Source organism: Halomonas sp. BM-2019, assembly GCF_017584085.1.
The window spans coordinates 1,250,734-1,265,411 of record NZ_CP071922.1 but is presented as its reverse complement, the minus strand read 5'-3'; the positions used below and the strand labels follow the sequence as shown (position 1 = coordinate 1,265,411).

Genomic DNA, 14,678 nt, shown 5'->3' with positions numbered 1-14,678 from the left:
CCTCGGTGCCTCGGCGCCTGGAAGCGACGAGGAGAATTCCAAAAACGTCACCGCTGTCGCGGATGCATCAGCCTCACAGCTGCTGCAGGAAGCCCATGCCAAGGTTGTTCATCTGCTGGCGGATCCAGACGCTGCGCCGCTCCACGTGGGGCGAGGGCCGGGCGGCGTCCCAGGCGCGGGGGTTGGGCAGGATGGCGGCCAGTCGGCTGGCCTGATGGGCATTAAGCTGGGCCGCCGAGACGCCGAAGTAGTGCTGGGCGGCGGCCTCCAGGCCGAAGACGCCGTTGTCCCACTCGGCGATGTTGAGATAGACCTCGAGGATGCGCTCCTTGGGCCACAGGGCTTCGATCAGCAGGGTGAACCAAGCCTCCAGCCCCTTGCGCACCCAGCTGCGCCCGGTCCACAGGAAGAGGTTCTTGGCGGTCTGCTGGCTCAGGGTACTGGCGCCGCGCAGGCGGCTGCCGTTGCGGCTCGCCTCCCAGGCACGCCGCATCTCCACCAGGTCAAAGCCGCGGTGATGGGGGAAGCGCTGGTCCTCGGCGGCGATCACCGCCAGCTTGGCATGGTCGGAGAGCTGCTCCCAGGCTCGCCACTGCTGCTCGATGCGGATCGGCTCCCGGGCGATCCAGGACTGCACCTTGCGCTCCACCATCACCATGGAGCCGAACACCGGCATCGCCCGGAACAGCAGCACCAGCAGCACGGAGACACCGACGAAGCCGAGGAGGGTCAGCAGCAGCAGGCGGCCGAGGCGGCGCAGCCAGACAAGGATCATGGCGGCTCTCACGATCAGGAAACGCGGCCAGTATAACGACGAAGCCGCGCCCGACGAAGGGGCGCGGCCCTATTCTAGTCGCCAGGTGGCGTCAGAGCCGTACGCTGGCGTAGGTGGGTTCCCCCTGGGCCTGAGCCAGGGCCAGCACGGCACTGGAGACGGGCACCTCCGGCGTCGGCTCGCCCCCCTGGCCGGCCAGCGGCATCAGGCGCCCGGCGACGGCCGCCCCGTCACGCACCGCGATACCCTGGCGCTCGTCCCGGGGCGGGATGCCGAAGAACTCCCGGTAGCACTTGGAGAAGTGCGGCGTGGAGACGAAGCCGCAGGCCGAGGCCACCTCGATGATCGGCAGCGAGGTCTGCTTGAGCAGCTGGCGGGCCCGGGTCAGGCGCAGCTTGAGGTAGTAGCGCGAGGGCGAGCAGCGCAGGTTCTTCTGGAACAGCCGCTCCAGCTGGCGACGCGAGAGGTCGACGTAGGCGGCCAGGTCGTCGAGGCCGATGGGCTCCTCCAGGTTGGCCTCCATCAGGGCGACGATCTCGAGCAGCTTGGGCTGGTTGGTACCCAGCACGTGGCGCAGCGGGATCCGCTGGTGGTCGTGCTCGGTGCGCATGCGCTCGTAGATGAACATCTCGGAGATGCCCGCCGCCAGCTCGCGACCGTGATCGCGGCCGATCAGGTTGAGCATCAAGTCCAGGGGGGCCGTGCCCCCGGACGCCGTGGCCCGGTCGCGGTCGATGGAATAGAGTCGGGTCGCCAGGGCCACCCGCGGGAAGGCCTCCTGCATGGCCGCCAGGCACTCCCAGTGGATGCTGGCCTCGTAGCCGTCCAGCAACCCGGCCTTGGCCAGTGCCCAGCTGCCGGTGCAGACCGATCCCAGCCGCCGCGACTGGCGCGCCTGCGCCTGCAACCAGGCGATATGTTCCCGCTGCACGCTGCGGCTCGGTGCCACGCCGCCGCAGACGATCACCATGTCCAGCGCCAGCGGCATGCCGATGGAGGCATCCGGCGTCACCTGCAGGCCATCGCTGGCACGCACCGGGGAACCATCGAGACTCAGGGTATACCAGCGATAGAGCTCACGACCGGCCAGCTGGTTGGCCATGCGCAGCGGCTCGATGGCCGAGGCCAGCGAGATCAGGGTGAAGCTGTCCAGCAGCAGGAAACCGAGGGTCTGGGGACCGCTGTCCCGTGGGGCCTGGGGAGCGCTAGTCATGGTCGGGGAATCTCCTTCACGACGCTGCCAGAAGGGGTGTCGTGTCGCTTATCGTTGTGCCCAGGGGCCCTGCCGTCGCGATCAGGCAAGTCCACGGGGGGCACAGTACCCCGGGATGTCGTGATTTGGCATGTGAATTTTGCCTATCGACCGGCCCGGGGCGGTAAATTCCAACAATGATGTCGCAGAAAGACATGTCGCCGTCGTAATGGTGCGCCCCGGGGCCCACCCGGCATGATCGCGACGCGATCCGACTCCGGGCTCCGGGCAGGCGAATCAGGCGGCGATCGGGAATCGCCGCCGGAGGCAGGGATCGAGACCGCAGCGCCCTTCAGCGCCGGTGCAGCCGCTCGGCGTGGTAGCGCAGGTGCTCCTCGATAAAGGAAGCAATGAAGTAGTAGCTGTGGTCGTAGCCAGGCTGGCGGCGCAGGGTCAGCGGATGGTCGTGCTCGGCGCAGACGACCTCGAGCCGCTCGGGCCTGAGCTGCTCCTCCAGGAAGTCGTCGGCCTCGCCCTGGTCGATTAACAGCGGCTGGCGGGAGGCGCCGCGGGCCACCAGCTCGCAGGCGTCATACTGGGTCCAGAGGCCGCGATCCTCGCCGAGGTACCCCGCGAAGGCCTTCTGGCCCCAGGGGCACTCCGACGGGTTGACGATGGGGGCGAAGGCCGATACCGAGCGGTAGTGGCCGGGCCGGCGAAGCGCCATCACCAGCGCACCGTGGCCGCCCATGGAGTGGCCGCTGATCGACTCGCGACCGTTGACCGGGAAGTGCTGCCGCACCACCGAGGGGAGCTCCTCGGTGACGTAGTCGTACATGCGGTAGTGCTGCTTCCAGGGCTCCCGGGTGGCGTTGACGTAGAAGCCGGCGCCGGAGCCGAAGTCATAGCTCTCATGCTCGCCGGGCAGGTCGGTGCCCCGGGGGCTGGTGTCCGGGCAGACGATGGCGATGCCCAGTTCCGCGGCCAGCCGATGGGCGCCGGCCTTCTGCATGAAGTTCTCGTCGGTGCAGGTGAGCCCGGAGAGCCACCAGAGCAGTGGCACCCGCCCGGTCTCGGCCTGGGGCGGCAGGTAGATGGCGAAGACCATCTCGCAGTCGAGCGCCCGGGAACGGTGGCGATAGCGCTTGTGCCAGCCGCCGAAGCTTTTGTTGGCCGATACCAGTTCGAGGTTCTCGGTCATGGTCATGGACGGATCTCCCGACGGCCGGGACGAGGGTCCCGGCCGTCCTGTCAGGGGGTCGAGGGCCGCGTCGGTCGCTAGGCGCTAGGCGCTAGGCGCTAGGCGCTAGGCGCTAGGCGCTAGGCGCTTCAATAGTGCAGCACGGTGCGGATGCTCTCGCCCCGGTGCAGCAGCTCGAAGGCCTCGTTGATCTGCTCGAAGGGCATGTCGTGGGTGATGAAGTCGTCGATGTTGATCTCGCCGTTCATGTACTGATCCACATAGCCCGGCAGCTCGCTGCGGCCCTTCACCCCGCCGAAGGCGGAGCCCTTCCAGACCCGCCCGGTGACCAGCTGGAACGGCCGCGTCGCGATCTCCTCGCCGGCCCCGGCCACGCCGATGATCACCGACTGTCCCCAGCCCTTGTGGCAGCACTCCAGCGCCGAGCGCATGACGTTGACGTTGCCGATGCACTCGAAGGAGTAGTCGACCCCGCCGTCGGTCAGGTCGACGATCACCTGCTGGATGGGATCCGGGTAGTCCTTGGGATTGACGAAGTCGGTGGCGCCGAACTGGCGGGCCAGCGTGAACTTGTCCGGGTTGACGTCGATGGCGATGATGCGGCTGGCCTTGGCCATCACCGCGCCCTGGATCACGGCGAGGCCGATGGCGCCGAGGCCGAACACCGCCACGGTCGAGCCCGGCTCCACCTTGGCGGTGTTCATCACCGCGCCGATGCCGGTGGTCACGCCACAGCCGAGCAGGCAGATCTTGTCCAGCGGCGCCTCCTTCGACACCACGGCGAGCGACACCTCCGGCAGCACCGTGTATTCCGAGAAGGTGGAACAGCCCATGTAGTGGTGAAGCGTCTTGCCCTCCAGGGAGAAGCGGCTGGTGCCATCGGGCATCAGCCCCTGGCCCTGGGTGGCGCGCACCGCCTGGCAGAGGTTGGTCTTGCCGGAGAGGCAGAACTTGCACTGGCCGCACTCGGCGGTATAGAGCGGGATGACATGATCGCCGGGCCTGACGCTGGTGACCCCTTCGCCGACCTCCTCGACGATGCCGGCCCCCTCGTGGCCCAGCACCGAGGGGAACAGGCCCTCCGGGTCGGCACCGGAGAGGGTGTAGGCATCGGTATGGCAGACGCTGGTGGCGGCGATGCGCACCAGCACCTCGCCGGCCCGGGGCCCCTCGACGTCGATCTCGACGAGCTCCAGGGGCTGGCCGGCCTCCAGGGCGACAGCGGCGCGTGATTTCATGCGGAGATCCTCGTTGGCAATGGTCGGGTCGTGGCAATAGTGTAGGCAAGGCCTCGACTTAAGATAAGCTGCACCAAAGGCATGACATTATTGTCTAGCAACAACAATCCCACGGGAGGGGCGACAAAGCATGCAGCGCTGGGATCGGGTAGAGGCGTTCGTCGAGGTGGTCCGCCAAGGCACCTTCGCCGCGGCCGCTCGACACCTCAAGGTGTCCAACTCCCACGTGAGCCGCCTGGTCAGCCAGCTGGAAAACCAGCTGGGCACCACCCTGCTCTATCGCACCACCCGGCGGATTCGGCTGACCGACGCCGGCGCGCTCTTCTACGAGCACTGCCACCACCTGTTCGACGGCCTGCGGGAGGCCGAGGCCGCCATCAACGACCTGCAGGCACAGCCCAGCGGCATGCTCAAGCTGACCTCGGCCACCACCTTCGGCGAGCGCTTCGTGGCGCCCCTGGTCAACGACTTCATGCGGCTCTACCCCCAGCTCGAGGTGCGGCTGCACTTGACCAACCGCCAGGTGGACATCATCGACGAGGGCTACGACATCGCCATCCGCATGGGCACGCTGCAGGACTCCACGCTGATCGCCCGGCGGCTCTGCGAGCGTCATGAGTACGTGGTGGGCTCGCCGGCCTACTTCGCCCGGGTGCCCGTGCCGCATACCCTGTCGGAGCTGTCGCGCCACCGCTGCCTGGTGGGCTCCCGTGACCACTGGCGATTCGACGTCGACGGGGTGCGCCGCGAGGTGCGCATCGAGGGCCCCTGGGAGGGCAACTCCGGCCCCGCCCTGCTCGACGCGGCCCTCAAGGGGCTGGGACTGGCCCAGCTGCCCGACTACTACGTGGACCCCTACCTGGCCAGCGGCGAACTCGTCTCGGTACTCGACACCTACCAGCATGACGACACCGCGGTCTGGGCCGTCTATCCGCGCCATCGTCATCGCTCGCCCAAGGTGGTCCAGTTCATCGACTACCTGGTGGAGCACATCGCGGGCCTGCTCCCCGTGCGCTCCCGGCCCCGCCACGACGACAGCCCCCCCGGCGGCTGACTCGCCGCCCCCGCCGGCCGGATGTCAAGTGCTCCTCTTTACCACTCCAGGTTTTTTGTTGTTATGCTGGCTCAGGCGCAGACAAGGCATGGCCTCGCCCAGCTTCCAGGGTGGTCGGCCCGGCCTTCAGGACCGAAGGCTATCGGCTGCGCCCAATCGACTGTCATGGAGGTATCGCCATGTGGACCAAGCCTGCCTACACGGATCTACGCCTGGGTTTCGAGGTGACGCTCTACATTTCCCATCGCTGACGCCCGCCTTGATAACGCCCTGACGCCGCGCACCGTGCACGAATCACGGGTGTTCGGTCGCGGATGACGGCGTCGGCCACCCCGGGGGCCCAGGAGGCGGCGGCCCGGGCCGCCGGTCTGCCCGAGGGCAGCCGCCTGGCCGGGAGCCGCCTGGCCAACGGGCTGCGGATCCTGGCGGCCGAGATCCCCCCGGCTCGCGAGCTGCGGCTGGTCGCCGCCATCGGCAGCGGCTACCTGGACGAGCCCACCGACCTGCCCGGCCTGGCCCACCTGCTCGAACACGCCCTGTTCCTGGGGTCGCGGCACTTTCCGGGCGAGGGCGAGCTGAGCGACTGGGTCGGCCGCCGGGGCGGACGCTACAACGCCCGCACCGGGGAGACCGTCACCGACCTGCACCTGAGCCTGCCCCCCGCGAACGCCGATGAGGGGCTGGCACGCCTGGTCGACCTGCTCTGCCGGCCGCTGCTGCGTGCCGAGCGCATCGGCCCGGAGGTGGCGGTGCTCGACGCCGAGTTCCGCGCCCGGCTGGCCGACCCGGCGCTGCACCGCCTGGCGGCCCTGGGCCAGCTGGCGCCGCCCGGCCATCCGGCTCGCCTCTGCCACGCCGGCAGCCGCGCGACCCTGGGCGGCGACCCGAAGCGCCTGGCCCGCAGGCTCCGTGACTTCCACCGGCATCACTATGGTGCCCAACGCCTGGCGCTGGTGATGGCGGGCCCGCTGCCCCTGGCGTCCCAGCTCGAGTTGCTGGCACGCCACGGCGGCGGGCTTCCCCTCTCGCCCATGACGCCGAGGTCTCGCCCCTGGCGATGGGGAAAGCCGGGCGGGCTGGCCTGGGGCCTGCCGCCCGAGCTGCCCGACGCACCCGACGCGACCCTGGAGCTGGTCTGGCCCCTGCCGGCGTCCCTGGCGCTCGCCCAGGCCGACGAACTCGCCGCCCTGGCCGCACGGCTCGTGGATGGCGGCCTGAGCGCCACCCTGCAGGCGGCCCTTCCCCTTCGCGACCTCGAGGCCCGGGTCTGCCCCGACGGCATCGGACCGGCACTCGGCCTGCGTCTGGACCTCGGGGCGGAAGACGAGCCGCCCCTCGGTACCCTGATCGCAACCTGTCAGGCCGCCCTGGAGCGGGCGATGCAAGCTTCATGGCTGCCTGCCTCGCCCCCCGCCGACCCTCTCGACCTCGACGACTGGCCTCGCCGCCAGGCCCATCGCCTGGTGGCCATTGCCGAACACGTCGACGTCTCTGACACCGCCCCGTCCCGGGCGGCCCTCACCCCCTGGCTCGCGGCCAGCCAGTGTCGATGGCTGCTGCGACGGGACCGCGCGGCAAGGCAGGCTGGCTGGCAGCGGCTCGAGGCCACCGGCACCCCCTGCCGAGCGCTGCCCCTCCCCCCTCCTCCGGGCCAGGCCCTGTCCGTTCGGCCCGCCCCCCCTATCGTGCGTCGTCGCCTGCGCACGACGTCGGCGGCCCTCGGGGGCCACCTGGAACCGGACAGCCATCTGGCCCTCTGGTTTGGCCGCCCGTGGTGGCTGCCCCCCGGAGGCGGGGCGAGCTGGTGCCTGGGCTGGCCCGCACCACCCGTCGGGCGCGCGGCTCGCCTGGCGGGCTGGCGCCGCCACGGCCTGGTTCTGGGCCAGGCCGCCGCCGCCCGGGGCCTGACCCTGATCACCGGCACCGATCTTGCCGGAGACTGGCTGCTCGCCAGCGGCGACGAAGAACGGCTCGTCTCCCTGGTCTCCCAGTCCCTGGCGCACTGGCAGAGCGCCAGCCAGCAGGCGGACCCGGCTACCCTGCCCGCCCCACAGGGGCTGATCGCCCAGCGCCTGCTGGACGCTCTGGAGTCCCATCCGCTTCCGCCGGCCATGCGCCCTCCCGCCTCCGGGCTGCTCTGCTGGGCCAGCGGCTGCCGGGACGCCGCGGCCATCAGGCGGCAGGCCAACCGCTTCAGCGCCCTGCTGCCGACCGGGGCCCCGGCCGCCCCGCCCCCCCCGGAAGCGAGCGATACCATCTGCCTCACGGGCCAGGGCGGTGACCAGGCGGTGATGCTGGCGATCACCGGCCCCGACGACACTCCGCGCAGCCGTGTCCTGCTACAGCTGCTAGCACACTGTCAGGATGCCGCCTTCCAGCACGAGCTGCGTCAGCGTCGCGGACTCGGCTATGTGGCCGCTGTACGCTACCGGGAAGCCGCCGGCTGGCCGAGGCTGGGCTATGTGGTCCAGTCGCCGCATGCTTCCGTGGCGGCCCTGCGCCAGGCCATCGAGGCGTTCCTCTCTGACCGGGCGAGGCGGCTGGCGCGACCCGCCCCCGCCGACTTCCTTAGCCTGCGTGACCACCTCGGGTCCCGGCAGGGACGACCGGAGACGCCCCTGCAGGCCACCCTGGCGGCCTGGCACGCCCTGCGCCACCGGTCGTCCGGCCCGGCCCCCGGCCTCGGCGCCTTCGGGCCAGCTCCCTGGCAGGCGGCACAGGAGGCCCTGGCGGCCGTCACCCCGGATGACCTGGCCGCGCTGGCCGACGCCCTGGCGTCCGGCGGCCTCGCCCGTCACTGGTGGCAGCACGCTCCTCGTTGATCGGCCCGGCACAATATTGCGCCAGGCGCAACACACTCCTGCGCCCCAAGCACAGCCGCACCACCGAAGCTCACCTAGACTGACAGCAGTGCCGCCCGCTGCGACGGGCTCGTCACCCCTCCCCCGCCCAGCACCCCGCAAGCCGGCCGGCGAGGGATACCGCTCGACCACCATCCCACAGCCAGGTCACGCGAGGGCAAGCGTGCCATCCAGCATCAGGGAGCGGATGCGACAACAGGACCCACGAGAGGTGAACTCCCATGCTGACACGACTGAGCCTGAACGAGGAGCGCAAGCCCATGAGCCTGATGGATACCCTGAAGCGCTGGTTCGGGGGCCAGGGCGCCACCCCCGCCGCGAGCAGCCCCCGCCAGGAGGCCAGGGCCAGGGCCAACCCCAACGCCGCAGCCGCGACCCAGGCGCCGCCAGCGGACGGCCCACGGATCCACCCTGCGGTGGATAGCGGCGTCAAGGCCGGCAGCGAGACCTTCAGCGGCGGCACCCTGCACTGTCACTGCCCCGAGAATCGAGTCGAGGTCACCGTCGAGGCACAATGCGCTCACAACCACGTCTGCGGCTGCACCAAGTGCTGGAAGCCGGACGACGCCCTCTTCTCGATGGTCGCTGTGGTCCCCCGCGACAAGCTCAAGGTGACCGCCAACGAGGACAAGCTGGCGATCGTCGACGCCTCGGCCGCCATTCAGCGCCATGCCTGCAAGGCGTGCGGGGTAAACATGTATGGTCGTATCGAGAACACCGGCCACCCCTTCCACGGCCTCGACTTCATCCATACCGAACTCTCCGACGATACCGGCTGGGCAGCACCAGAGTTTGCGGCCTTCGTCTCCTCGATCATCGAATCGGGCGCCAACCCGGACAACATGGACAAGGTGCGTGGCAGGCTGAAGGCGCTGGGCCTGGAGCCCTATGACTGCCTCTCGCCCCCGCTGATGGATGCCATCGCCATCCATACCGCCAAGGCCAAGGGGGTGCTGTAGGCCCCACCCTCAGGGTCCCGGCGGCTGGAAGCCCCCTGAACCACGAAGGCGCCCCTCGGGGCGCCTTCGTGATGTGGACAGCCGAGGGGTCGGCCGCGGTCGCGACCCACCGCTCACCTGAAGTTCTTGCGGTAGGACTTGAGGATCTCGCCGACGATACCGCTGCGGAAGCTCAGCACGCAGACCACGAAGATCACCCCGAGGATCGGTCCCACCCAGTTGCCCAGCGGCGACTGCGCCAGCATGTGCTGCAGGCTGACCACGATGCCGGCGCCGACCACCGGACCGAACAGGGTGCCCACCCCGCCCAGCAGGGTCATCAGGATCACCTCGCCGGACATGTGCCAGTGGGCGTCGGTCAGCGAGGCGAGCTGGAACACCACCGTCTTGGTGGCACCGGCCAGGCCGGCGAGGCCCGCGGAGAGGATGAAGGCCACCAGCTTGTAGGCGTCGACGTTGTAGCCCAGCGAGACCGCCCGCGGCTCGTTCTCGCGGATCGCCTTGAGCACCTGGCCGTAGGGCGAGTGCACCGCGCGCTGCACGATGGCGAAGCCGAACAAGAAGATGACGAACACGAAGTAGTACATGGCCAGGTTGTTGCGCAGGCTGATGAAGCCGAACAGCTCGCCCCGCGGCACCCCGTGCAGGCCGTCCTCGCCGCCGGTGAAGGGCGCCTGGACGTAGAAGAAGAACACCATCTGGGCCAGCGCCAGCGTCACCATGGCGAAGTAGATGCCCTGGCGACGGATCGACAGCGCGCCGAACACCGTGCCCAGCGCCAGCGCCGCGGCGGTGCCCACCAGGATGCCCAGCTCGGGCGTCAGCGACGGGTAGCTGGCCAGCAGGTAGCCGGTGACGTAGCCGCCGGTGGCCAGGAAGGCCGCGTGGCCGAAGGAGAGCAGCCCCGCGTAGCCGAGCAGCAGGTTGAAGGCGCAGGCGAACAGCGCGAAGCACAGCACCTTCATCAGGAACACCGGATAGGCCACCAGGGGCGCGACCAGGCCGATGGCGATCAGCACCAGGTAGAAGGCGTAGCGGCGCATATCGGCGCGCCGCTGGCGCTTCATGGAGGGCGTGAGGGTCTGGGTCTGGGTCATGGACATGGTCATGCCTCCTTGCCGAACAGGCCGGCGGGTCGCAGCAGCAGCACCAGGATCATCACCAGGAAGATCACGGTGTTGGCCGCCTCGGGGTAGTACACCTTGGTGAGGCCCTCGATCAGCCCCATGCCGAGACCGGTGAGCACGGCGCCGAGGATCGAGCCCATGCCGCCGATCACCACCACCGCGAAGACCACGATCAAGAGGTTGGAGCCCATGGTGGGCGACACCGGGTAGAGCGGCGCGGCCAGCACCCCGGCGAAGGCGGCCAGCGCCACGCCGAAGCCATAGGTGAGGGTGATCAAGAGCGGCACGTTGACGCCGAAGGCCTGCATCAGCGCCGGGTTCTCGGTGCCGGCGCGCAGGTAGGCGCCGAGCCGGGTGCGCTCGATCATGTACCAGGTGACCAGGCACACCGCGAGGGCCGCCACCAGCACGAAGGCGCGGTACTTGGGCAGGAACATGAAGCCCAGCTGGTAGCCGCCCTGGAGCAGCTCGGGGGTCGGGTAGCGGGCCCCGGAGACGCCGAAGAAGTTGACCAGGGTGCCCTCGAAGATCAGCACCAGGCCGAAGGTGAGCAGCAGCCCGTAGAGGTGGTCCAGGTGGGCGATGCGGCGCAGCAGGAAGCGCTCGATCAGCATGCCCAGCAGGCCCACGAAGAGCGGCGCCAGCAGCAGCGCCGCCCAGTAGTTGATGCCCAGGTAGCGCATGCCCAGCAGGGTGGCGAAGGCCCCCAGCATGTACATGGCGCCGTGGGCGAAGTTGACGATCTTCAGCAGGCCGAAGATCACCGCCAGGCCCAGGCTGAGCAGGGCGTAGAAGGCACCGTTGATCAGGCCGAGCAGCAGCTGGCCGAGGAATACCGCCAGCGGCACCCCGAATATCATCATCATGCTAGGTTCTCCTCGAAATAAGGGGGCAGACGGCTCACACCCCCAGCAGGGTGTGCAGATGCTCGCGCCGGCTCGGCAGCTCGGCCGCCGAGATCTCCTCGACGATCAGGCCGTGATCCATCACGAAGTGGCGGTCGGCCAGGGGCGCGGCGAAGCGGAAGTTCTGCTCCACCAGCACGATGGTCATGCCGCGCGCCTTGAGCTTGACCAGCACCTCGCCGAGCTTCTGGACGATGACCGGCGCCAGCCCCTCGGTGATCTCGTCGAGCAGCAGCATCCGCGCCCCGGTGCGCAGGATCCGCGCCATGGCCAGCATCTGCTGCTCGCCCCCGGAGAGCCGCGTGCCCTGGCTGCGCCGCCGCTCGTAGAGGTTGGGGAACATCTCGTAGATCTCGTCGAGGCTCATCCCGCCGGAGCGCACCGTAGGCGGCAGCAGCAGGTTCTCCTCCACGTCGAGGCTGGCGAAGATGCCGCGCTCCTCGGGGCAGTAGCCGATGCCCAGTCGCGGGATGCGATGGGCCTTCATGCCGATGGTCTCGTTGCCGTTGATGACGATTGAGCCGGTGCGCCGGCCCACCATGTTCATGATCGCCTTGAGGGTGGTGCTGCGTCCGGCGCCGTTGCGCCCCAGCAGGGTCACCAGCTCGCCGCGCTTCACGTTGAAGTCGACGCCGTGCAGGATGTGCGACTCGCCGTAGAAGGCGTGCAGGTCGCTGACCCGCAGCATCTCGGCGCCGTCGCGGTCCTGGTATTCCATCAGGCTCTCGGCTGGCTGGTTCATGCGCTGGCCTCCTCTACCGCCTCGCTGCCCATGTAGGCCTCCTTGACCCGCGGGTCGGCGGAGACCGTGGCGTAGTCGCCCTCGGCCAGCACCGCGCCGCGGGCCAGCACGGTGATGCGGTCGCACAGCCGGCTCACCACGCTGAGGTTGTGCTCCACCATCAACACGGTGCGTCCCTTGGCCACGCGACGGATCAGCTCGACGATGCGGTCGACGTCCTCGGCGCCCATGCCCTGGGTCGGCTCGTCGAGCAGCATCATGGTGGGGTCCATGGCCAGGGTGGTGGCGACCTCCAGAGCGCGCTTGCGCCCGTAGGGCATCTCCACGGTGAGCACGTCGGCGTACTCGCGCAGCCCCACCTCCTCGAGCAGCTCGATGGCGCGGTCGTTGAGGTGGTCGAGGGTGCGCTCGGACTTCCAGAAGTGGAAGGAGGTGCCCAGCGGGCGCTGCAGCGCCACCCGCACGTTCTCCATGGCGGTCATGTGGGCGAACACCGCGGAGATCTGGAAGGAGCGCACCAATCCCAGGCGAGCGATCCCGTTGGCCTTCATGCCGGTGATCGGCTTGCCGCGGTAGAGGATCTCGCCGCGGGTGGGCGGCAGGAACTTGGTGAGCAGGTTGAAGACGGTGGTCTTGCCGGCCCCGTTGGGGCCGATCAGGGCGTGGATATGCCCTTCCTGGACCTGCAGGTTGACATCGTCCACGGCGGTGAAGCCGCGGAACTCCTTGGTCAACCCGCGAGTTTCCAGTATGTACTCATCTGCCATATGGATTCCCTTGTCGTTGTTGATAATCAGGCAGCGGGCGCAAAGGGGCGCCACCGGGTACCCGGTGTCATAGTGACTCGCGTAGCGGAAGTCCCAGCGCGATACGCTGCTTCAGCCAGGGGCTGAGACGGTAGCGCGCCTCGCCGTAGTGCTTATGCAGGCAGGAGAGCACCCGGGCAAAGGTCTCCGGGCCGAAGCGCTCGCCGAAGGCCAGCGGCCCCTCCGGGTAGCCCAGCGCCAGCTTGACGGCACGGTCCAGGGTGGCCGGCTCGGCCACGCCGCGGCGCACGATCTCGCTGCCGATATTGACCATGAAGGCGAGGATGCGCTGGGCCACGAAGCCCGGCGAGTCGTGGATCACCTCCACCGGCACCCCATCGGCGCCGAGGGCCGCACTCGCCTGGGCCAGCACCGCCTCGTCGATGGCGGGGTGGCGCATCAGCACCCGGCAGGCGTCGAAGCCGGCCAGGGTCTCCAGAGCCAGGGTGCGCTCCACCGGCAGGCCGCGTTCGGCGATGGTGTCGCTGACCGTCTCGCCCAGCGGCGTGACCAGGCAGATGGCCTCGGGCGAGGGGGCCGCGCCCTCCTCCAGCCGCGAGCCGGCCGCCTCGACCAGACACGCGATGCGCTCACGCCATTCGGGCTCCCGGCGATCCAGCCAGAAGGGGCGAGTGACGGGGATCGCCGGCGGCGGCGCCACCTCCGGTTCGATCCGCTTGCCCTCTTCGTAGCGATAGAAGCCCTGACCGCTCTTGCGCCCCAGCAGGCCGGCGGCGATGCGCCGCGGCACCTGCCAGGAGGGGGTGTAGTAGGGGTCGTCATAGAACTGGCGGTAGACCGACTCCATCACCGCATGGGTCACATCGAGCCCGATCAGGTCGAGCAGCTCGAAGGGACCCATGCGGAAACCCAGGGAGAGGCAGAGGATGCGGTCGATCTGCGCCGGCGTGGCGATCCCCTCATCCAGCAGGCGCAGGGCCTCGGGGACGTAGGCGCGGCCGGCGTGGTTGACCAGGAACCCGGGGGTATCCGGCGTCAGCGCCGGGAAGTGGCCGGCCTGCCGGGCCAGCCGCGCGAGCCGCGCGATCACCGCGGGGCGGGTCAGCTCGCCGCGTACCACCTCGACGATCTTCATCAGCGGCACGGGATTGAAGAAGTGGTAGCCCGCCACCCGCTCGGGGTGACGGCAGGCGCTGGCGATCTGGGTCACCGACAGCGACGAGGTATTGCTGGCCAGTATCGCCTCACTGGCGACCACCTCCTCCAGCTGGCGCAGCAGTGCCTGCTTGGCCTCCAGGTTCTCGACGATCGCCTCGATCACCAGGTCGCACTCGGCGAGCCCGCCCAGGCCATCGGCAGGATGGATGCGGGCAAGCGTCGCCTGCCGCCCTTCCGCCGACAGCCGCCCCTTGGCCACCGAGCGCTCGAGCAGCCCGCCGATAACGCCCAGGGCCTCCTCGACGGCGCCCTCCCGGCTATCATGCAGCCACACCTCATGGCCCGCCGCGGCGAACAGCTGGACGATGCCCCGCCCCATTACGCCGCTGCCGACCACGCCGATCCTCTCTTTCGCTGACTCCGCCACGCCTCACCTCCTTAGAGCTTGCTTTCCAGCTCGGGCAGCACCTCGAACAGATCGCCCACGAGACCGTTTACTGTCGAGAGCGCCACCTGGAAGATCCCGATCTTCCTTACAGCTTGCCTTCCAGCTCCGGCAGCACCTCGAACAGATCACCCACGAGACCGTAATCGGCCACCTGGAAGATCGGCGCCTCCTCGTCCTTGTTGATGGCGACGATCACCTTGGAGTCCTTCATGCCGGCCAGGTGCTGGATGGCACCGGAGATGCCCACGGCG

13 protein-coding genes and 1 pseudogene are annotated in these 14,678 nt (G+C 69.3%); 4 read left to right on the top strand and 10 right to left on the bottom strand.

Annotated features, from left to right (window positions below; all coding sequences use genetic code 11):
- Positions 1-73: 73 nt before the first annotated feature.
- The 4 genes from mtgA to J5F18_RS06405 all read right to left on the bottom strand — a co-directional run bounded on the left by mtgA (position 74) and on the right by J5F18_RS06405 (position 4,406).
- Positions 74-775 (bottom strand): monofunctional biosynthetic peptidoglycan transglycosylase, encoded by a 702-nt coding sequence (mtgA, locus tag J5F18_RS06420; RefSeq protein WP_346301460.1) that lies wholly within the window; start codon positions 773-775, stop codon positions 74-76.
- Positions 776-866: 91 nt separating this feature from the next.
- Positions 867-1,988 carry a GlxA family transcriptional regulator gene (locus J5F18_RS06415; protein ID WP_346301459.1) on the bottom strand — a complete coding sequence of 374 codons (1,122 nt, stop codon included), beginning with the start codon at positions 1,986-1,988 and terminating at the stop codon, positions 867-869.
- Between the two features lie 331 nt (positions 1,989-2,319).
- Positions 2,320-3,174, bottom strand: a complete 855-nt coding sequence (gene fghA, locus J5F18_RS06410; protein ID WP_346301458.1) for an S-formylglutathione hydrolase — start codon at positions 3,172-3,174, stop codon at positions 2,320-2,322.
- A 122-nt stretch (positions 3,175-3,296) separates the two neighbouring features.
- Entirely contained in the window at positions 3,297-4,406 is a 1,110-nt protein-coding gene (locus J5F18_RS06405; RefSeq protein ID WP_346301457.1) for an S-(hydroxymethyl)glutathione dehydrogenase/class III alcohol dehydrogenase, read from the bottom strand.
- A gap of 130 nt (positions 4,407-4,536) precedes the next feature.
- On the opposite strand from J5F18_RS06405, the gene J5F18_RS06400 reads away from it, so the two are divergent.
- From J5F18_RS06400 to gfa, 4 genes are all read left to right on the top strand, one after another.
- Positions 4,537-5,460: a LysR family transcriptional regulator gene (locus tag J5F18_RS06400; RefSeq protein ID WP_346301456.1), complete on the top strand. Its 924-nt coding sequence runs from the start codon at positions 4,537-4,539 to the stop codon at positions 5,458-5,460.
- 179 nt (positions 5,461-5,639) lie between these two features.
- Positions 5,640-5,711: a pyrroloquinoline quinone precursor peptide PqqA gene (gene pqqA / locus J5F18_RS06395; RefSeq protein WP_346302186.1), complete on the top strand. Its 72-nt coding sequence runs from the start codon at positions 5,640-5,642 to the stop codon at positions 5,709-5,711.
- A 63-nt stretch (positions 5,712-5,774) separates the two neighbouring features.
- Complete coding sequence (locus tag J5F18_RS06390) at positions 5,775-8,282, top strand: insulinase family protein (protein WP_346301455.1); 2,508 nt, start codon at positions 5,775-5,777, stop codon at positions 8,280-8,282.
- 260 nt (positions 8,283-8,542) lie between these two features.
- A complete protein-coding gene (gene gfa / locus J5F18_RS06385; protein ID WP_346301454.1) occupies positions 8,543-9,280 on the top strand; it encodes an S-(hydroxymethyl)glutathione synthase in 738 nt (245 codons plus the stop codon).
- Positions 9,281-9,393: 113 nt separating this feature from the next.
- Here the strand turns inward: gfa and J5F18_RS06380 are convergent, their stop codons facing one another.
- From J5F18_RS06380 to J5F18_RS06355, 6 genes and pseudogenes are all read right to left on the bottom strand, one after another.
- Positions 9,394-10,377: a branched-chain amino acid ABC transporter permease gene (locus J5F18_RS06380; protein ID WP_346302185.1), complete on the bottom strand. Its 984-nt coding sequence runs from the start codon at positions 10,375-10,377 to the stop codon at positions 9,394-9,396.
- An 8-nt stretch (positions 10,378-10,385) separates the two neighbouring features.
- The gene (locus tag J5F18_RS06375; RefSeq protein ID WP_346301453.1) at positions 10,386-11,273 is read right to left on the bottom strand and encodes a branched-chain amino acid ABC transporter permease; all 888 of its coding nucleotides are present in this window, start codon (positions 11,271-11,273) and stop codon (positions 10,386-10,388) included.
- Between the two features lie 34 nt (positions 11,274-11,307).
- A complete protein-coding gene (locus J5F18_RS06370) occupies positions 11,308-12,054 on the bottom strand; it encodes an ABC transporter ATP-binding protein (RefSeq protein WP_346301452.1) in 747 nt (248 codons plus the stop codon).
- Complete coding sequence (locus J5F18_RS06365; protein ID WP_346301451.1) at positions 12,051-12,821, bottom strand: ABC transporter ATP-binding protein; 771 nt, start codon at positions 12,819-12,821, stop codon at positions 12,051-12,053. The genes J5F18_RS06370 and J5F18_RS06365 overlap by 4 nt, the downstream gene beginning before the upstream one ends.
- 67 nt (positions 12,822-12,888) lie before the next feature.
- A complete protein-coding gene (locus J5F18_RS06360; protein WP_346301450.1) occupies positions 12,889-14,406 on the bottom strand; it encodes a 3-hydroxyacyl-CoA dehydrogenase in 1,518 nt (505 codons plus the stop codon).
- A 106-nt stretch (positions 14,407-14,512) separates the two neighbouring features.
- Positions 14,513-14,678, bottom strand: a pseudogene (locus J5F18_RS06355) (electron transfer flavoprotein subunit alpha/FixB family protein); the annotation flags it as partial.